This window comes from Chitinophaga arvensicola (genome assembly GCF_900110835.1).
In the GTDB taxonomy this organism is placed as follows: Bacteria; Bacteroidota; Bacteroidia; order Chitinophagales; family Chitinophagaceae; genus Chitinophaga; species Chitinophaga arvensicola.
Genome location: NZ_FOJG01000003.1, coordinates 61,384 through 79,420, shown reverse-complemented (window position 1 = coordinate 79,420; position 18,037 = coordinate 61,384). Strand labels below are relative to the sequence as shown.

Annotated in this window: 19 protein-coding genes and 1 riboswitch; of the genes, 14 read left to right on the top strand and 5 right to left on the bottom strand. The window is 47.8% G+C overall.

The genetic code is table 11. The features are described from left to right. Positions 1-125 precede the first annotated feature (125 nt). From BMW79_RS33440 to BMW79_RS33405, 8 genes are all read left to right on the top strand, one after another. On the top strand, positions 126-1,598 hold the full coding sequence (locus BMW79_RS33440; protein ID WP_089904744.1) for a cobyric acid synthase: 1,473 nt from the start codon (positions 126-128) through the stop codon (positions 1,596-1,598). Between the two features lie 9 nt (positions 1,599-1,607). Beyond that, a complete protein-coding gene (locus BMW79_RS33435; protein ID WP_089904741.1) occupies positions 1,608-2,630 on the top strand; it encodes a pyridoxal phosphate-dependent aminotransferase in 1,023 nt (340 codons plus the stop codon). Then, positions 2,615-3,565, top strand: a complete 951-nt coding sequence (cbiB, locus tag BMW79_RS33430) for an adenosylcobinamide-phosphate synthase CbiB (RefSeq protein WP_089904738.1) — start codon at positions 2,615-2,617, stop codon at positions 3,563-3,565. The genes BMW79_RS33435 and cbiB overlap by 16 nt, the downstream gene beginning before the upstream one ends. Beyond that, complete coding sequence (locus BMW79_RS33425) at positions 3,547-4,401, top strand: SDR family oxidoreductase (RefSeq protein WP_089904735.1); 855 nt, start codon at positions 3,547-3,549, stop codon at positions 4,399-4,401. Before cbiB ends, BMW79_RS33425 begins: the two co-directional genes overlap by 19 nt. A gap of 96 nt (positions 4,402-4,497) precedes the next feature. Next, entirely contained in the window at positions 4,498-4,857 is a 360-nt protein-coding gene (locus tag BMW79_RS33420) for a hypothetical protein (protein WP_089904732.1), read from the top strand. A gap of 114 nt (positions 4,858-4,971) precedes the next feature. Then, entirely contained in the window at positions 4,972-5,277 is a 306-nt protein-coding gene (locus BMW79_RS33415) for a hypothetical protein (protein ID WP_089904729.1), read from the top strand. 3 nt (positions 5,278-5,280) lie between these two features. Continuing rightward, a complete protein-coding gene (locus tag BMW79_RS33410) occupies positions 5,281-5,565 on the top strand; it encodes a DUF6881 domain-containing protein (RefSeq protein WP_089904726.1) in 285 nt (94 codons plus the stop codon). Between the two features lie 44 nt (positions 5,566-5,609). Next, positions 5,610-5,825, top strand: a complete 216-nt coding sequence (locus BMW79_RS33405; protein WP_089904724.1) for a hypothetical protein — start codon at positions 5,610-5,612, stop codon at positions 5,823-5,825. An 18-nt stretch (positions 5,826-5,843) separates the two neighbouring features. On the opposite strand, the gene BMW79_RS33400 is transcribed toward BMW79_RS33405, so the two are convergent. After that, on the bottom strand, positions 5,844-6,536 hold the full coding sequence (locus BMW79_RS33400; RefSeq protein ID WP_089904722.1) for a uracil-DNA glycosylase family protein: 693 nt from the start codon (positions 6,534-6,536) through the stop codon (positions 5,844-5,846). Positions 6,537-6,544: 8 nt separating this feature from the next. Further along, positions 6,545-8,662 (bottom strand): ATP-binding protein, encoded by a 2,118-nt coding sequence (locus BMW79_RS33395; protein WP_089904719.1) that lies wholly within the window; start codon positions 8,660-8,662, stop codon positions 6,545-6,547. Positions 8,663-8,949: 287 nt separating this feature from the next. On the opposite strand from BMW79_RS33395, the gene BMW79_RS33390 reads away from it, so the two are divergent. The 3 genes from BMW79_RS33390 (at position 8,950) to BMW79_RS33380 (ending at position 12,699) form a co-directional block, all read left to right on the top strand. Then, positions 8,950-10,194 carry a YdcF family protein gene (locus BMW79_RS33390; RefSeq protein WP_089904716.1) on the top strand — a complete coding sequence of 415 codons (1,245 nt, stop codon included), beginning with the start codon at positions 8,950-8,952 and terminating at the stop codon, positions 10,192-10,194. A 54-nt stretch (positions 10,195-10,248) separates the two neighbouring features. After that, the gene (locus tag BMW79_RS33385) at positions 10,249-11,181 is read left to right on the top strand and encodes an NAD-dependent epimerase/dehydratase family protein (RefSeq protein ID WP_089904713.1); all 933 of its coding nucleotides are present in this window, start codon (positions 10,249-10,251) and stop codon (positions 11,179-11,181) included. A gap of 72 nt (positions 11,182-11,253) precedes the next feature. Beyond that, a riboswitch (SAM riboswitch) is annotated at positions 11,254-11,367 on the top strand. Between the two features lie 153 nt (positions 11,368-11,520). Beyond that, entirely contained in the window at positions 11,521-12,699 is a 1,179-nt protein-coding gene (locus BMW79_RS33380; RefSeq protein ID WP_089904710.1) for a trans-sulfuration enzyme family protein, read from the top strand. Here the strand turns inward: BMW79_RS33380 and BMW79_RS33375 are convergent. Beyond that, a complete protein-coding gene (locus tag BMW79_RS33375; protein WP_089904707.1) occupies positions 12,650-13,861 on the bottom strand; it encodes a dicarboxylate/amino acid:cation symporter in 1,212 nt (403 codons plus the stop codon). The two genes, BMW79_RS33380 and BMW79_RS33375, sit on opposite strands and share 50 nt — an antisense overlap. Positions 13,862-13,960: 99 nt before the next feature. Between BMW79_RS33375 and BMW79_RS33370 the strand changes: the two genes are divergently transcribed. Then, positions 13,961-14,287: a NirD/YgiW/YdeI family stress tolerance protein gene (locus tag BMW79_RS33370; protein WP_089904704.1), complete on the top strand. Its 327-nt coding sequence runs from the start codon at positions 13,961-13,963 to the stop codon at positions 14,285-14,287. Between the two features lie 9 nt (positions 14,288-14,296). On the opposite strand, the gene BMW79_RS33365 is transcribed toward BMW79_RS33370, so the two are convergent. After that, positions 14,297-15,265 (bottom strand): sulfite exporter TauE/SafE family protein, encoded by a 969-nt coding sequence (locus BMW79_RS33365; protein ID WP_089904701.1) that lies wholly within the window; start codon positions 15,263-15,265, stop codon positions 14,297-14,299. A 266-nt stretch (positions 15,266-15,531) separates the two neighbouring features. Between BMW79_RS33365 and BMW79_RS33360 the strand changes: the two genes are divergently transcribed. Next, a complete protein-coding gene (locus BMW79_RS33360; protein ID WP_089904700.1) occupies positions 15,532-16,821 on the top strand; it encodes a hemolysin family protein in 1,290 nt (429 codons plus the stop codon). A 12-nt stretch (positions 16,822-16,833) separates the two neighbouring features. Further along, positions 16,834-17,697, top strand: coding sequence for a pirin family protein (locus tag BMW79_RS33355; protein ID WP_089904698.1), 864 nt, complete (start codon positions 16,834-16,836; stop codon positions 17,695-17,697). Positions 17,698-17,755: 58 nt separating this feature from the next. Here BMW79_RS33355 and BMW79_RS33350 read toward each other — a convergent pair whose 3' ends face one another. Next, positions 17,756-17,986, bottom strand: coding sequence for a hypothetical protein (locus tag BMW79_RS33350; RefSeq protein WP_143059325.1), 231 nt, complete (start codon positions 17,984-17,986; stop codon positions 17,756-17,758). Positions 17,987-18,037: the final 51 nt, after the last annotated feature.

The following is an 18,037-nucleotide window of genomic DNA, read 5'->3' as shown; positions in this document are numbered from 1 at the left end:
AAAAAGCATCTTCAGCATCCGCGCTGAAGATGCTTTTCTTTGTTCCCCACCGCCACTGCTGTATTTTAGCGTGCATTCTTCTCTGAAAGTTAATATCTTCGCCCCTGTTCAAATGACAGCAGCAGATGAAACAACTCCGGCCGGTAATGTTCGTGGGCACCGCCTCCGACGTAGGCAAGAGCGTGATCACAGCCGGGTTTTGCCGCATTTTTAAACAGGATGGCTTCACACCGGCGCCTTTTAAGGCACAGAATATGTCGCTCAACAGCTACGCCACACCAGACGGTCTCGAAATAGGCCGTGCGCAAGCCGTTCAGGCCGAAGCAGCCGGCGTTCCGGCGCATACCGATATGAACCCGGTACTACTCAAACCCACCAACGACCGTAATGCCCAACTCGTACTGCACGGCAAACCTGCCGGTAACCAGTCGGCCTGGGAATACTTTATGGAAGATGATAAACGCCAGTTATTTGAAGAAGTGAAAGGCGCCTTCAACCGCCTCTCTGCGCGCTTTCAGCCCATTGTGATGGAGGGTGCCGGCAGTATTTCTGAACTGAATCTGCGCGCAAAGGATATCACTAATATGCGTATCGCACTCCATGCCAATGCAGCAGTGTATCTGATCGCAGACATCGACCGGGGCGGCATTTTCGGAAGCGTGTATGGTACGCTCGCGCTGCTGCCACCCGAAGAAAAAGCACTGATTAAAGGCATCATCATCAATAAATTCAGAGGAGATATCCGCTTGTTCGAAGGCGGCCGCACCCTGCTGGAATCCCTCACGGGCGTACCTGTTACCGGGGTACTGCCTTACTTTCATGATATTCATATTGAAGAAGAAGATGCCGTATCATTATCGTTGAAACAAAAACGATTTGTTGCCGGGCATATCAATATCGCCATCGTGCTGCTGCGGCACATGTCCAACTTCACCGATTTCAACGCACTGGAGAAAGATGAACGCGTAAATATTTTTTATACCGATAATCCTGCAGAAATTGCAGCAGCAGATATTATCATCCTGCCCGGCAGTAAAAATACCATCGCCGACCTGCTGGCCATCCGCAATAACGGCACTGCTGCTGCTATAACGGAAGCGCATAAACGAAATAAGGTCGTCATTGGTATTTGCGGTGGTTACCAGATGATGGGAACCGAAGTAGCAGATCCGCATGGTGTGGAAGGCCGGACGGGGAGTATTCCCGGCCTGGGTATCTTACCGGTGCGCACCGTGCTTACCCTGGAAAAAATTACACAACAGCGGCAATTCCGTTACCGGCATCTCCCGGAGGTAAATGAAGGATATGAAATTCATATGGGAGATACCGTGACCGAAGTAGCTTCCCCGCTCAATACCTTTCCCGATGGCACTACAGATGGTTATTTTCTCCATGAACGCTGCTGGGGAACTTACCTGCATGGTATCCTCGACAACAGCACTGTGGTGAACGATCTGCTGGTACAATGCGGCAAACCCACGGTGGCAAAGGAATTCAACTACCGGGCGTTTAAAGAAGAACAATATAATAAGCTCGCTGCCCATATCCGTGAACATCTGGACATTCCTGCTGTTTATAAGGCACTGGCATTACAATAATATTGCATTATGATACAAGGACATGGAGATGATGGTTATCTGTTCAACAACCCTGTGAAAGCCGATTTCAGTTCTAATGTGTGGTATGGCGGCTTACAGGAGGGCTTAAAGGAACACCTCCGCAGTAAAGTAGGAGCGATCAGTAACTACCCGGATGCATCCGGGGCAAAGCTGCAGGCCCTGCTCGAAAAACAAATGGCCCTGCCCGCTGACAGCGTACTGGTTACCAATGGTGGCACTGAAGCCATTTACCTGGTGGCACAGGCTTTTGCCGGCGCTACTACCACCGTGGTAGTACCTACTTTTTCGGAATACGCCGATGCGGGTAAACTATACCGGCATCAGTTGCAATACCTGCTATGGGAGAAGCTTACACCAGATACGGTGTTCAACACCGACCTGGTTTTTCTCTGCAATCCCAATAATCCGACGGGAGCGGTGATAGAGGAAAAGGCGCTGCAAGGGCTGATTACACACAACAAACACACCGTATTCGTCATCGACGAAGCTTATATACAATTCACCCTGGCTACGGCCAGTCTTTTACCACATCTGCACCGCCTGCCAAATGTGCTGGTGCTGCGGTCTATGACTAAAACGAATAGTATTCCGGGATTGCGCCTGGGCTATATAACCGGCCGGAAACAGCTGCTGGACAGGGTGCGTGCGTTCCGGATGCCCTGGTCGGTCAACACGCTGGCACTGGAAGCCGGTTACTATATCCTCGAACATCCGGAACAGTTCAGGATTTCAACCGATAGCCTTTTACAGGAAACGTTTCACCTGCGTGAGGCAATCCGTCAGCTATCCGGGTATAAAGTGGAAACGTCCAATACGCATTTTTTCCTGTTTGAAACGCTTACCGGCACGGCGGCATCGCTGAAAGTATGGCTCATGGAACATCATGGCCTGCTGATCCGCGACGCTTCGAATTTCTACGGACTGGAAGCCGGACACTGCCGGGTAGCCTGCCGCAGTGCTGCCGATAATAAATTACTGACTACTGCCTTGCGCCAATGGAGCCTGTACTAAAATTCGTATTGCCGTTACTGTTAGGGTATATTGCCGACTTGCTGCTGGGAGATCCCCGCAGCTGGCCTCATCCTGTAAAAGGATATGGATGGCTGATCCGGACAGGAACCGCAACATTAAACAAGGGCGGCGCCAGGTACTGGAAAGGGGCATTGCTCACGATCGTGCTATGCAGTGCGGTATTTATAAGTTTTTATTTTACGCTTATAGTACTATCAGGGTGGCCAGTCGTGTATTATTCATTCAGTACGGTGTTTGTTTTTTTTGCATTGGCCAACAAAAGCCTTTTGCAGGAAGGACGCGAAGTATTTGACATCTTACATCACAAAGGACTGGATGCTGGTCGTGAGCGCCTGTCCTGGATCGTTGGAAGAGATACGGTACATCTGTCGCCTGCCCAGATCCGCGTAGCAGTGCTGGAATCCATGTCGGAGAACCTCAGCGATGGGGTAGTGGCGCCTCTTTTCTTTTATGCCCTTCTCGGATTACCGGGTATGATGATGTATAAAATGATCAATACCCTTGATTCCATGATCGGGTATAAGAATGACGAATACCGGTACTTCGGGCGTTTTGCTGCCCGCCTGGATGATGTGGCGAATTTTATTCCGGCCCGTCTTACCGCCCTGCTGATGATCCTGCTGTATGGCAGTAGCCGCGCCTGGCATTTTATGGTAAAATATGGGCCGGCACATACCAGCCCAAATGCCGGATACCCCGAAGCGGCCCTGGCAGGTATCCTGGATTGCCGTTTCGGCGGTCCCAATCTATACCAGGGCGTAGAAGTTCATAAGCCCTATATTGGCGAAAATGAAAGGAATATTGAACACGAAGAGTTCCGCACGGTATGGTACCTGAATCATGCCGTTACTTTTGTAATGGTGATCAGCATCATCGCGGTTAAATATTATTTGATATGGAGAACCCTGCACTGACACTGGAGAAAAAAGAGAAAATCAGTATTTTAAGTTGCGGCTGGTTGGGAAAGCCACTGGCCCTGCATCTGAAAGCCGCCGGCTATAATGTAAAAGGCGCCCGCACCAGCCCGGAAGGTGTAAAAGAACTCGAAGCACTCGGATTGGAAGCCTATAACGTCATCCTCGCGGAAGACGTACTCACCGGCCCCGACGCTTTCTGGGAAGCCGATATACTCATTGTCAACATCCCTCCCCGTAAAGAAAGAGGAAAGGAGGCACACGTATCGGAAATAGCCCTGTTACGCAGTTTTATAGAAACGACCCCCATCAGCAAGGTCATCTTTGTAAGCTCCACTTCTGTATATAAAGACATCAACGGACTCGTTACCGAAGAAAACGAGGAAATCCCCGAAACACCCAACGGACAGGCATTGCGGGAAGCAGAAAACCTCCTGCTGGGCGCGGAGTCCTTTAATACCACGGTACTGCGCTTCGGTGGCCTCATCGGCTACGACCGCCTGCCGGATCAACGCCGCATCATGGAAGGCAGAAAGTCCAATGCCCAACCCATGAACGTGATCCATCGCGACGACTGTATCGGTGTCATCAACCAGGTGATTGTAAAGGACGCGTGGGGCGAAATATTCAATGCCTGTGCCAGCGGACACCCGCAGCGTACGCACTACTATAAAGCCGCTGCCCAGCACCTCGGTATTCAGATGCCCCGCCGCCTGCCGGCAGAAGAGGAGCCATATAAAATTGTAGGCTCCAGCAAGCTGAGAAACATGCTGGGCTACACTTTCCGTTATGATGATCCATTAATGGTGTTCAGCCGGCTGCCAAACCGGGAATAGGAGTAAAACAGCGGTACGTTTTTTTGTTTTAATTTCGGGAGATGGCTACCGCAGTAGTCATCTCCCTGGGAAAATTATTAAAACGCCCTTGCCCGTATGCCTTTCCTCCACCTGAGCATTCGTCAGCTCTTTCACCTGGCCTGTATCGCCGGATTCCCCTTATTTGTACTCTTTGTTGTTACCACCGGATTCGTGGATGTACTCCCCTTATTTGAAAATCCCGATACCGGGATGACCCTGTTATACACCGGCTTCCTGTACTTGATAATTTCATTATTCCTCCGCCGGCGCCCGGCTTACCTGTTTTATGGCGTGTATCTTACTGCGATAGGTACACTGCTGGCGGGCGTAGCAGCTTATTTCTATTACTGGCACTTCGTTCCGGGCCCACTTGAAATCTATGATATTCCCCGGATTACACCACCCGGTTGGGGACTCAGGTACCGGGCTCTGTAAAAAAAATTGTTTACATATACTTAATTCGCTATATTGTATAGTGTCTTTTCCATGCCAACGAAAGGCACAATTCAGCCATAACATCATTTACCTAACCTAAACCTGATCAAAGCCGTGAATCTGCTGCTTCTTAGCCTGTTTGCACTTGCATGCTGGGCAATGGTGTCCCTGTACAGGAGCCACAACCGCAGGAAGGCCGAACTGCTCGTGCCTGTAAGATCTGCGAACATTGTAAAAATCCATAGCTATAAGTCCTTCGGCATCATCGCCACCATCCGTTTCAAAGAGGACCGTACTCCTCAGATTGGCGACCGCCTCCATGAAGAGGGCAACATCTACCAGATTACCGGGGTAGTAACGCCCGATACGCTCAAGGAACAGCCCCGGGATACCTGGGATTGCCGGCTGGTTAAAGTCTGAGCAATGGAATACCTGAAAGTATCCTGGCTTCATCATTTTGAGGATGAACCGTTGTTCCTCTATACTGAAATTGATTCGCAGCGGTTTGAAAACCGGAAAATTGAAATCTACCCGGATGGGAGCTTCGGTATTGCCAACAGCAATTTTCATTTCGGAGGCACCGCCCTCTCAGATGAAATCATGCCCGACATGGAAGAAATCAGCGGCGACAAACAATTTATTCCTGAACTGATCTCCCAGGCAGAATTCGAACTGATCTGGAACCAATATTTTTATTTTTTGTCCTGACATTGCTGGTCCGTGGTTTGCATAAGAATCCGAAAATGGATCTTATGAACGCTTTTATGATTAAAACAACCGGAGGCCGCTTTTATGTAAAGCCCTCATCTGCAGAACGCTTTCTGGTAGACGTAAACGGGGAAGAGGTGATGATGGAGAAAGATGAAGACGGATTTGTACGCGCACCAGGGGCAACAGACAACGGTCATCGCCTGGATATGCGACTGCTGAACAGTATTGCAGACCAGATTGCGGTGCAAACGGCGTAAAAAATCCACAGGTTGGGGTTATGGATGTGCCGCAAATGCCGTCAGGTATTTGTCGATATACTGCGACTTCGTTTTGGATTTATACTGCATCACAAAACGGGGATGCTCCAACGGTACCACCTCCTTAAAAAATTGCTCCTTTTCATTGAGTGCCTGCAAAAAAGCAGCATTCTTGCCAGTACCCATACAATAACAGACCTCCCGGCTGATATTCCATTTCAGCTGCTCTTTCAGTTTGCTTACAATAAAAGGGTAGGCCGCTTTGGTAAGCGCCGCGCTATCATAATAATTATAATTAATTTCCTTGCCCCCGGGCTGAAGGGAGGTAAACCCCAGCGGGCACACTGAACTAATGTAGAATTGCTGGTAAAATGCCTTAACGCCGCCATAGGCTTCAATCACATCATACACAAATACGGAAGAAGGCTCATGTGTTTTAAGGCCGGGTATTTCAATCCCACACTTATCCCACATGCGCTTTGTATCGGTAAAGGGGACACCGGTGGATCCGGAACCCAGCCGGCCCGGATTAATGCCCAGGATCAGCTGCCGCTGACCTTTGTCGTCGTAAAACTTTTTGTAGAACTGTGTCATGATCCCTATAATCCCAGGACCTTCCTGGAAAGGATTCAGGACGCGTATACCCGTGGGTAATTTACCCGGAAACTGCAAATGGCTGTTAAAAGCAATGATCTGATCAGCGATAGTCATTCCGCAATTTATACCATTTGATGATGTCGTGTAATTTTCTCCAGGATATCTTCTTCCCGGTATGGTTTCATGATATAATCGTTTAGCCCGGAACGGAGATATAACTCAATATCATCTTCCATTACATTTCCGGTAATGGCGATAATGGTAACGGATGCTTTCTTCTTGTCAGGTAACTCCCGGATCATAGCAGTGAGCATCAACCCGTCAATGCCCGGCAGATCAATATCCGTCAGCACGAAATCAAATGCTTCTTTCTGATACACTTCCAGCGCCTCTTCTGCAGAAGAAACAATCAGGTACGATGCCTGCATACGGCCTAGCATCAATGCCAGCAATTTCTGGTTAAGGATACTGTCTTCCACTACCAGTAACCGGATACCGGGAGGAATAGTCGCGTTTGTAGATGTAGTCGTCACGGGAACAATAATTTTTTTGGTAGCAGGTGATGGGGTCATCAGCTTATACCTGATTTCAAAATAAAAGGTAGTGCCTTTTCCTGCAAGGCTCTCCACATGAATTTTCCCATTATGCAGGTCAACGATTTTTTTGGAAATATGCAGTCCCAATCCGCTTCCTTTATGATAATGGTTGTTCCCCTGCGAGAAGGCATCGAATACCAAAGGTAATTCTTTATGTGAAATACCCACACCCGTATCTTTTACACTGACCTGTAATAAGTTGTTGTCACGCATATGTGCGGTCACCGTAACGCTGCCCTGTTCTGTAAACTTAATCGCATTGGCAACCAGGTTAATCAGCACTTGTTTCAGCCTGAAGGCATCGCCTATTATGATTAAAGTGCTGGGGAAATAAATATTAACTTCCAGTGCCAGAGATTTCATCTCCGCCTGAACAGCCAGTGTATTACACACTTCTTCAATGGCAGTACGGGGTGCAAACTTTTCTTGCCGCAGTACCGGCTCAGAAGATTCCATTCTCGTATAGTCCAACACGTTATTCACTACCTGTAGCAGCATTTCTGCAGAATGACGTATAGCCGGCACCGTTTCCGGCGTCTTTTCCCGTTCCAGCATATATGCGTATCCCAGCAGCGATTGTACCGGCGTACGTATTTCGTGGCTGATAGTAGCAGCAAAATCACTCTTCTGTTGTGCAAATTTTTCGGCCTGTTGCTTGGCTCTTAATAGTGCCAGGTCATAACGGTATAAACGGATAATGCCATAAATAATAATGCCCGCCAGTAACAACAACAGCGGAATTTCCCAGTAATTATGCTTATCCAGCCGGTAAAGCGAATGATCTATATCCTGTCCCAGTTGTAACCGCCGCTTATCTGTTTCATCTAAAATATTCTGTTTCAACTCCGCCATCAGGGTGAGCAGCTGGGAAAACAGCCGCTCGTTGGCAATCACCAGCGCATATTCTTTTTGCTTCAGGTTATTGTGACTTTCCGTTGCGTCTTTGATAAACTTGTTATAAGCAGCCTGGATTTTTTGTAACTGATCTTTGGAAAAGGCTTTACCATCTTTGTTGCTGTCGTATTGTACAATCTTTACCTGCTGACTTGTTTGCTGCACCTGTGATTTATTGCTGATGGCATCTTTAAGCCGGCCAAATAGTTTTTTACGGCCTTTGGCGGTGGCAGTGGCGGTGGTCACAATGGTGTCTGACTTGATATTGGGCGCCGGCATTTTAATATTCCCCAGTTGTTGCAACGGAAGCGGCGTATTGGCAGTATCCCAGACTTCGGATAACTGTAACAAAGAATCTACGTATAACCGTGTCTGTAAGAACAGCTGCGATTTTCTCGCTTTATCCGCCAGCAAGGCTTTCAGCGCTTTTTCATCTTTGGTGGAGTTCATGGCGCTGTCCAGGTGGGCAGTAATACGGCTCAACTGTCCCGCGTATGAATTAAGATAATTCCGGTCGTAGGTGAGCGTGTATACACGGAAGTTATTGTCGGCCGCATATAACAGCTGCACCGCCTGGTCAATATGCCCAACATCCGTTTTGGTCGCTATCAGGTCCCTTACTACAATGCCTAATTGTGCTGATTCTTTTTTTCTCAGGGAGATGATCATAAAGAATGTCATCATAATAATCACCATAATGGTGAGTACAGCATAACGTATAAAAGTCTTCTTTTCGTGGGTTGTATACATTGGTTACAAATAATTGGGATATTGGCGGAACAGCGGCGAAAATAGATGTTTTTCTTTTCCATAACTAATAGATAATCAATCAAAAACAAAAAGTATAGGTATATATTTTCTGCTGAGTAGGCTATGTATGCACTTAATTTATACATTATATATTTTTACTTATTAAAACTTTCATATCGATTCAGAATACCCAAAAAGTCCTCCGATATATAAAATGTTTATTATGTTTTAGGGAAGCCATCAAAGTTCCGCTTCCTTTTGTATTATTGTTACGTAATACCCGCTTGATGCATTATTTGAAAAAAGTTTTCCTGACCGGTCTGCTGCTCCTGGTTTTATTGCCATATACTTATTGCCAGTCGGCATGGCCTGATCCGCATTACAAATTTATAAACGGTCCCAGTGTGTTGCAGAACCGGGTCTTCTACCTGTTTACACTGCTGGAGCGCTTGCCTGGCTTGCCCCGGCTGCTGGAGAAAGACAGCAGCCTGAATAATCTCCGGGAGGAATACCAGCAACGTGTAACCCATCCCGTGAGTAGCGGTGATCTGGCAGCACCGTTGCTTTTTTCCGAAGGCACCATCAGTGAAGCGGGGAGCCGTTTACGCGCTTTAGGGCAGCAGTATCCAAAGGAAATGTCCCGGCTGATCGATGAAATGCGCCGTAGCGGCCTGTTTCAATTGTATGCAGCTAAAACGGATGAAATATTGCTGCAAATGGCCTGGAAAGATGCGGCAGATGGCGTGAACTATATCCTGAATGCCTATACGACCGGAAAAGGACTCCGTTACCCCGTCATCGATTCTGCTTTATTCTATGTAGGCGCCCCCGCATATCGCACGGCAGTGCTCCGCATCATGAAGCAGGCAGGAGAGGGGAAGCCGGATCTGTTTTTCCAGCCTTCGCTGCATACCGCACTCGGTTTACTGGCGCTGAACCGCCGCGATGAAGCCGGCCGGTATGAACCACTATCCGTTACCAATGAAGCGGCATACAAACAAATAAAAAAAACCGATTGGGATAAATATCCTTACACCGCCATGCTTATCCTGGGTGCCAGTCCTTCCGGCACAGAAACCATCAGCGAAAGTGGTAAAAGCCGCTGCCGTACCGGTGCAGAACTATATCATAAAGGCATGGCGCCCTTTATTATCGTGTCTGGCGGCCATGTAAGACCCGTAGGTACCAAATATTCAGAAGCTGTAGAAATGAAACGGTACCTGGTAGAGGTGTTAAATATACCCGCAGCAGCGGTAATGATCGATCCTTATGCCCGTCATACTACCACAAACGTACGCAATGCCGTACGCATGGTGTGGCGGAGTGGTATACCGGTGAGCAAAAGAATGATGTGCGTATCTGATGTGATGCACCTGGCGTATGTCAACAGCCCTATGTTTAAACAACGTTGTACCACAGAGCTGGGATATATGCCTGCGGCAGATATTAAACAGACGGATCTTTACTTTTTGTCGTTTATGCCCGATCCGCTTTCCCTGCAGGTAAATGTTTTTGATCCGCTGGATCCCTGATATACAATATTTCATTTGTTGAATCGTCTATCCTATAACACATCAATTGATTTTATGTCAGACTCTTTATATACTATCCTCGGTGCGGGAGGTATCATTGCCAACGAACTGGCTGCAGAACTAACAAGTAAAGGTAAAAAGGTTCGTCTTGTGAGCCGTGCGCCCAAATCCGTTGCAGGCATTACTGACCTGGTAGCGGCCGATATCACGGATCCAACGCAAACAAAGAACGCTGTAAAAGGAAGCAGCGTGGTATTTCTCACTGCCGGTTTAAAATATAATATCAAAATATGGTCAGACGCATGGCCAAAGATCATGACCAATGTGATCAACGCGTGCAAGGAAGCCGGTGCAAAACTCATCTTCTTCGATAACGTATATTCCTACGGGTTAGTAAACGGGCCGATGAAAGAAGATACACCTTATCAGTCTTCCAGCAAAAAAGGCACGATACGCGCCGCCATTGCCACCCAACTGATGAACGAGGTAAAGGCTGGCCAGCTCACCGCCACCATTGCGCGCGCAGCAGATTTCTACGGCCCCGGCGCTGATAAAACCGGTTTCCTCAACCTGCTCATCATCGATAAATTCAAAAGCAACAGCACCGCCATGTGGCTGGGAAGAGATGACCAGACACATAGCTATACGTTTACACCCGATGCCGCCAAAGGCTTGTACCTGCTGTCGCAGGACGATAGTTCCTGGAACCAGGTATGGCACCTGCCCACCAGCAACCCGGCCCCTGATGGGAAAGGATACATCGAACTGATTGCCACACAAATGGGCGTAAAACCAAAGTATATGAAGCTGGGCAGTTTTATGCTCACACTTTCCGGATTGTTTGATCCTACCATCCGGGAAATTAAGGAAATGCTGTACCAAAATAATCACCCATATATTCTCGATTCTTCTAAATTTGAAAAACACTTCAACGTGAAACCAACTTCTTACGAAGAAGGCATCCGTTTAACACTCGCAAAACAGTAGTCTACTAAATTAGTAGGAAAATAAATTTGGTAGTTAATTTTTCTGCTGTATCTTTGCACCAGTTCTTTAAATAGCTTATCAAGAAAGGAGGAGGGACATGGCCCGACGATACCTTAGCAACCATCACTGTGCAAACAGTGAAAGGTGCTGCATCCATCCCGGTTTACGAACCAGGAAAGATAAGTCAGATCATTAGTTTTACTATACATTATTCTTCCAAATAATTAGAAAACTCATCTGGCTCCCAGGTGAGTTTTTTTTATGCTCACTCCTTTTTGATATGCCCGTTTAATGAACCTGTTTAATCAATATTCATCAAACTAAAAATCAAAAACTAAGATGAGCACTATCACTGAACTGATCCACTCTATTCCGGTAGACCCGCAAACAGGCGCCATTGCAGTACCTATTTACCAGACCTCTACTTTTGTGCAGGAAGCACCCGGTGTTAACAAGGGATACGACTATGCACGATCCAATAATCCTACCCGTGAAACTGCAGAAAAGATTATCGCCAAACTGGAAGGCGGCGCCACTGCATCAGCCTTTGCCAGCGGTCTCGCCGCTATTGATGCGGTCATCAAGTTGCTGAAATCAGGCGATGAAATTGTAGCCGTAGATGATATTTATGGCGGTGCTTTCCGTCTCTTCAATAAAGTATACGAGAAGTTTGGAATCAAAGTAAATTACGTAGATACTGCAGATACACAGGCGGTATTCAATGCCATCACACCCGCTACCCGCCTCATCTGGCTGGAAACGCCGACCAATCCCACGCTGAAAATTTCAGACATCGCCGCCATCGGCCGCATTGCAAAGGCGCATAATTGTCTCTTCTGTGTAGATAATACCTTCGCTACTCCGGTACTGCAACAGCCGCTGGCACTGGGCGCCGACCTGGTGATACATAGTGCTACCAAATATCTTGGCGGACATAGTGACCTGATCGCCGGTATAGTAGTATCCAAAACCCAGCAACTGGGAGAGGAGATTAAATTTTATCAGAATGCCTGCGGGGCGATTCTTTCTCCTTTCGATAGCTTCCTGTTGATCCGTGGTGTGGAAACCCTGCACCTGCGCGTGAAACAGCATGGTATCAATGCGCAGGCGCTGGCAGAATACCTGGCGCAACATCCTGCAGTAGCGAAAGTATTTTATCCGGGCCTGCCTTCCCATCCGGGCCATGAGCTGGCAAAGCAGCAGAGTAAAGGATTTGGTGGCATCATTTCTTTTACATTGAAAGATGATACCAAAGCAGCAGCAACGGCTTTTGTAACCAGCACCCATTATTTTAAACTGGCAGAAAGCCTGGGCGGTATCAAGAGTTTATTGTGCCACCCGGCTGAAATGACGCATAAGTCTATCCCGGCTGAAAAGAGAAAGGCTGCAGGTGTGAGTGATAGCCTGATCCGTTTGTCGGTAGGACTCGAAGAAACGGGCGATCTGCTGGCCGACCTGGAACAGGCCTTTAAGCAGCTGCCGGTGCACGCCCACGCAGAAAACGTGTTGTCAGCATAGCAGCTACGTTGTCTCCCGTTGCATTGAGGATCGTGGCCAGCGGATCTACGAGTGTGCCGATGATCATCAGCGGCGGGAGCGCTTCCACCGGGAAGCCGTAAATGCTCATCACCAGCAGTTCGCCAATGTATCCGCCATTGGGAATACCGCCTTCCACAATACTGGCTATAACGGTAACGCCTAATGCCATTACAATCACGGAGGTGCTGTCGAACCCCTTACCAAACATGGCAAATACCACTGCCATTTTGATAATGGAAGAAATGCTGGAACCGTCTTTATGCAAAGTAGCGCCAAGTGGCACCACCACATTACCTATTTCGGCAGGAACGCCCATCTTGCCCACCGCTTCCAGGTTGGCGGGTATAGTGGCAATACTGCTGCCGGTGCCAACAGCCGTTAGCGTAGGTACGATATTATATTTCCAGAAAGTTTTTACACCGCCGAAGCCGCCCGCTATAAAGGCGTAAGCACTGAAGCCAACAATAAAATAAAATGTCCCGAAACCATAATAGATACCCAGGGAGTGCGCGTAGGTGCCGAATAATTGCGGCCCTACGGTGCCCACCTGGTAAGCAAAGTAGGCGCCAAGTCCTACCGGCCCCAGCTTCATGATCAGCGTGAGTATATCTTTCATCACTTCATTACCTGATTGCAGGAAACGCCGGAATGCAGCACCGGCTTCGCCCGTGCGCATGGCGGCAAAACCCACCAGGCCGGAGAAGATGATAAAAGGCAACATATTTTTGCGCGACAGCAATTCATAGAATTCATTCACCGTGAGGAGCCGCACTAATTGTTCGCCCCAGTTGCCCGGCTGTTCAAGGTTTACATCATGCGATAACGTTACGCTCTGGTGTACCGGGAAAATCCATACCGCTACAATGGTCAGGAAGCCGGAGATCAGGATGGTGCTGAGAAATACGAGTGACATCACGCCCAGGATACGACCAAGCTTACGACCGGCATCAATACTGGCAATGGCAGAAGAGATGGCAAAAAATACCAGCGGTATAATGGCGGTAAATAAAAGATTCAGAAAAATATCGCCGACCGGTTTGATGACGGTGACCCGTTCGCCAAAGATAAGCCCCGCTATGCTGCCGCAGATAATACCTGCCAGCAGCCAGAACATACTGCTGTAAGTTTTGAGAAATCCCATGCCTGAAATTTATAATTACAAGATAACCAATGTAGCTGATCCGTGAACAATCCAGTATGATTATTGTTTAAGAGAAGTTAGCAAACCAATATATTTATCATGAAAAGCTGGATGCTCTGTTTGTTGCTGCCCTTGCTGGCCTTCCAGGACCGGTCTTACACGATCGGAGAGGTAATGCGCAATGCCCGCCAGTTGCAAAACGACAGCACTGCGGTTAAGATCACCGGTTACCTGACCAAAAAGCTGCGTGGAAACAATTATCTCTTTGAAGACCGTACCGCCGAAATACAGGTAGACATAGATCCGAAGTACCTGCCACAACGCCCGTTTACCGACCGTGAAGAAGTGACCATCAAAGCCCTTGTACAATACGATATCAATAAGCCGGTTACCCTGAAGGTAAGTCAGCCCGTAAAGAACGATTAACGGAAAGGCCTATATGATTTTCAGCACGAACATATAGATACTCCTCGTACTCGCCAGGATCACAATCACCGCTACTGCCACCATAATTGTTTTTGCAGAAATTTTGTTGGATACTTTAGCCGCAATGGGAGATGCGATCGCACTGCCTATCACCAGACCCAGTACGGCGTCCCAGTGTACATGATACAATACGGTCACGAAAGTGAGAGAGCTGAGCATGGCAATAAAAAAGCGGGTAGCCTTTACCGTGCCCAGGGAAAAACGGGGATGTCTGCCACCTGCAATCAGGGAAGATAATACGATGGAACCCCAGCCGCCACCACCGATGGCGTCTATAAATCCGCCGCCAAAGCCCAGCAGGCCTATTCTTTTGATCTTCTTGGTTACATGTTTCTGACGGCGTGCATTGATAGCGCGCATCAGGATCACCGTACCCAGGATCAGTGTATACAGGGATACAACCGGCTTGGTATACTGGGAGTAATGTTCCAGCGACGACAACAGGTAAGCACCTATCACCGCACCGGCAATACCCGGTAATATCAGCAGCTTGAATAATTTTTTATTGACATTGCCCATCCGGAGGTGCATCCAGCCTGCAATACCACAGCTCAGGATCTCGGAAATGTGCACCGCAGTACTCGCCGAAGCAGGCGGAATACCCATCGACAGGGAAAAAGTAGTAGAGGTAATACCATAAGACATGCCTATGGCGCCGTCGATCATCGCAAAAATAAATCCGGCTATCAGGAAATAATAAAAAGTAGGGGGAACATCTTCCACATAGGTGCGGAAATCCGGCGATTGCCACCAGGATACACCCAGGATAATCCCCAATAACAGGATACCCGCTATACCATAGAGCCAGCGTTGCTTTTTATCCGGTGCAGTATTGTTACCTGCAGATGGCGTGGAAGCCTTGGTGTTGTTCGTGGTCGTAGCTGCTGTAGCAGCAAGGGTAGTAAGTTGTTTCTCCATTTTTTATAATGTGCCAGCCTTAATTCTTCACAAAATACATAAACTCTATGAAATAAGTAGACTGTCGTGTAAAAAATCAGTTAAAAAAGAAGAACAGATGACCATTGGAAGCCCGGGATAAGGTCGCCACAACCTGGTCGCTAAACCGGTATTCATCTCTCTATATATAATATTATTTAATCCATAATGCCGCGTTCTTCAAAATACCCGAACGTATAAAAATTGATTTACCTATATTTGGGGTTGCGAACCAATTTACCAACTACATGCTTTGGCAACTCTTCTGGACAATTATTTTAGTGCTATTAAACGGATTCTTTGTTGCGGCAGAATTTGCCATTGTTAAAGTACGTTCTTCTCAAATCAACAGTAAAGGAGGCGTGGCTGGTAAAAGAGCCACTGCAGCGGCTAAGAGCATTCTGAGTAACCTCGATGGTTACCTGGCCGCCACACAGCTGGGCATTACCCTGGCCTCACTGGGCCTTGGCTGGGTGGGTGAGTCCGTGATGACTTCCATCGTATTACAGATCATGGCACCGCTGGGTATCAGCCTTGCACCCGCCGCTGTACATGTGATCGCAGTGGCGGTAGCATTTACGATTATTACCATTTTGCATATCGTTTTCGGAGAACTGGCCCCCAAATCCATGGCCATCCGCAAACCGTTACCTACCACGCTGGCCGTAGCCATCCCGCTGCGGGCGCTCTTCGTGATCTTCCGGCCGTTTATCTGGTTGCTCAATGGCCTGGCCAACAGTATCCTGCGACTGATCGGGATTACACCCGCCGGGGAATCTGAGATTCACTCAGAAGAAGAACTCAAACTGATCATCTCCGAAAGCCAGGAAGGCGGCGCTATCGAAGAAACAGAACGGGAGCTGATCCAGAATGTATTTGAATTTGACGACAGCCGCGTGAAGGAGATCCTCACGCACCGGAAAGATATTTCTTCCCTCGATATCAACCTGCCGCTGGAAGAGCTGATAGACCAGGTGATCAAAGATGGCTACTCCCGTTATCCCGTGTCCAGCGGTTCGCTCGATGAGCTGAAAGGCGTGGTATACACCAAGGATGTGGTAAAGGGCATGCACGAAAAGACCCTGCACAATATCAAAGACATTATGAAACCGGTATTTTATGTACCGGACAGTATGAAAATAAAGGACCTGCTGCGTACTTTCCAGGGACAACGCCTGCAAATGGCCGTTGTTACCAACGAGTTTGGCGATACAGAAGGTATCGTTACCATGGAAGATATCCTGGAAGAACTGGTGGGAGATATCCAGGACGAACACGACCACGAATCCCCGATCGTGGAACAGAAAGATGATAATTTCATTGTAGATGCACACGAATTCCTGGCAGATATCAATGAATTATTACCCTACCCGCTGCCTGAAAGTGAACATTATGAAACCCTTTCCGGTTTAATCAATTATATCCACGGAAATATCCCAAGGGAAGGAGAGGTGATCATCATCGAAAATTATGAGGTGCTGATCCTGAAAATGTTCCGTAGTTCCGTGGAAAAAGCCCGGTTGAAACTGATCCGATAAATCATTTTTTTTATGGAGAAGAAAATATTGCACGTGCTGGAAGGACGTGAAAAACACATTACCGATACCGAGGTAGTGCGGCAATCTTTGCCCACCACGCAGTTCCGGTTTGCCAATCCTTTTATCGTGTTGCACCATATGCCGGCTAAATATTTCCCGGCAGGGTCGCCGGAAGACAGGCTCCATCCGCATCCGCACCGTGGCTTTGCACCGGTTACCTTTATGCTGCAGGGCCAGGGCTATCACCGCGATAACGCCGGCAACGCCATGACCGTTACCGCAGGAGATGTACAGTGGATGTTTGCAGGCAAAGGCATTCTTCATAGTGAAGGTCCGTCAGAAGAATTTCTGAAAAACGGGGGTAATTACGAGTTGCTGCAATTGTGGTTCAACGTACCCGCTGCACATAAAGCAGAAGCACCGTGGTACCAGTATATTAAAGGTGCTGAAATGCCACCGGTATCCCAACAGCCTGGCGTACACCTCACCCTGGTGGGCGGCGAATACGAGGGGCAGAAAGGACCGTTACAAAATTTTACGCCTATCACCGCTATCTGGGGACAGGTAGATGCCAACAGTGAAGTAACGCTCACGGCTACACGGGGATACTGGACGTTGCTCTATGTCGTGGATGGAAAAATAAAAGTGAATGGTACGGAGGTGGAAGGGTATCACCTGGTGGTGTTTGATAAAGAAGATGCAGCTGCCGATGTGCACATCTCCGCCCTCGAAAATACCCGCCTGTTATACCTTTGCGCGGAACCTATCGATGAACCGGTAGCGGCAAAAGATAACTTCGTGATGAACACAACAGAAGAAGTGGATCAGGCCATGCTGGATTATAAAAATGGTTTATTCGGCACACTCGAACGATAACAAAAAGGTCCTGACGGGCGTTTCGCTCATCAGGACCCATCTCACAAAGGAATCATCCTTATTTCACCGTGTCTTTACGAGGCCATGAAGTATCCCCCTTCTTCCTGTCTTTCTTATGATGCTTCATGACGGTATCTATTGGTTTAGGAGGAAATGTGTCCTGTGCAAATACTTCAATCTGATTACTCTTCACCGGTGCTGCCTGCAGCGCCTGATCAGGATTACCCTTAAAGAAAATAAAGAGGGTAAGAATTCCCATTAGTCCGATGGTAGCTGGAAGGTTTTTCATAAAAATATGATTTAAGTTCATAGTGATATAAGCAGATATCATGCACTGTTT

What these genes read in the sequence shown, in the direction of transcription:
- BMW79_RS33440 (WP_089904744.1), top strand. Translation starts at nt 126, where the DNA reads ATGAAACAACTCCGGCCGGTAATGTTCGTGGGCACCGCCTCCGACGTA.
- BMW79_RS33435 (WP_089904741.1), top strand. Translation starts at nt 1,608, where the DNA reads ATGATACAAGGACATGGAGATGATGGTTATCTGTTCAACAACCCTGTG.
- cbiB (WP_089904738.1), top strand. Translation starts at nt 2,615, where the DNA reads ATGGAGCCTGTACTAAAATTCGTATTGCCGTTACTGTTAGGGTATATT.
- BMW79_RS33425 (WP_089904735.1), top strand. Translation starts at nt 3,547, where the DNA reads ATGGAGAACCCTGCACTGACACTGGAGAAAAAAGAGAAAATCAGTATT.
- BMW79_RS33420 (WP_089904732.1), top strand. Translation starts at nt 4,498, where the DNA reads ATGCCTTTCCTCCACCTGAGCATTCGTCAGCTCTTTCACCTGGCCTGT.
- BMW79_RS33410 (WP_089904726.1), top strand. Translation starts at nt 5,281, where the DNA reads ATGGAATACCTGAAAGTATCCTGGCTTCATCATTTTGAGGATGAACCG.
- BMW79_RS33405 (WP_089904724.1), top strand. Translation starts at nt 5,610, where the DNA reads ATGAACGCTTTTATGATTAAAACAACCGGAGGCCGCTTTTATGTAAAG.
- BMW79_RS33400 (WP_089904722.1), bottom strand. Translation starts at nt 6,536, where the DNA reads ATGACTATCGCTGATCAGATCATTGCTTTTAACAGCCATTTGCAGTTT.
- BMW79_RS33395 (WP_089904719.1), bottom strand. Translation starts at nt 8,662, where the DNA reads ATGTATACAACCCACGAAAAGAAGACTTTTATACGTTATGCTGTACTC.
- BMW79_RS33390 (WP_089904716.1), top strand. Translation starts at nt 8,950, where the DNA reads ATGCATTATTTGAAAAAAGTTTTCCTGACCGGTCTGCTGCTCCTGGTT.
- BMW79_RS33385 (WP_089904713.1), top strand. Translation starts at nt 10,249, where the DNA reads ATGTCAGACTCTTTATATACTATCCTCGGTGCGGGAGGTATCATTGCC.
- BMW79_RS33380 (WP_089904710.1), top strand. Translation starts at nt 11,521, where the DNA reads ATGAGCACTATCACTGAACTGATCCACTCTATTCCGGTAGACCCGCAA.
- BMW79_RS33375 (WP_089904707.1), bottom strand. Translation starts at nt 13,861, where the DNA reads ATGGGATTTCTCAAAACTTACAGCAGTATGTTCTGGCTGCTGGCAGGT.
- BMW79_RS33370 (WP_089904704.1), top strand. Translation starts at nt 13,961, where the DNA reads ATGAAAAGCTGGATGCTCTGTTTGTTGCTGCCCTTGCTGGCCTTCCAG.
- BMW79_RS33365 (WP_089904701.1), bottom strand. Translation starts at nt 15,265, where the DNA reads ATGGAGAAACAACTTACTACCCTTGCTGCTACAGCAGCTACGACCACG.
- BMW79_RS33360 (WP_089904700.1), top strand. Translation starts at nt 15,532, where the DNA reads ATGCTTTGGCAACTCTTCTGGACAATTATTTTAGTGCTATTAAACGGA.
- BMW79_RS33355 (WP_089904698.1), top strand. Translation starts at nt 16,834, where the DNA reads ATGGAGAAGAAAATATTGCACGTGCTGGAAGGACGTGAAAAACACATT.
- BMW79_RS33350 (WP_143059325.1), bottom strand. Translation starts at nt 17,986, where the DNA reads ATGAAAAACCTTCCAGCTACCATCGGACTAATGGGAATTCTTACCCTC.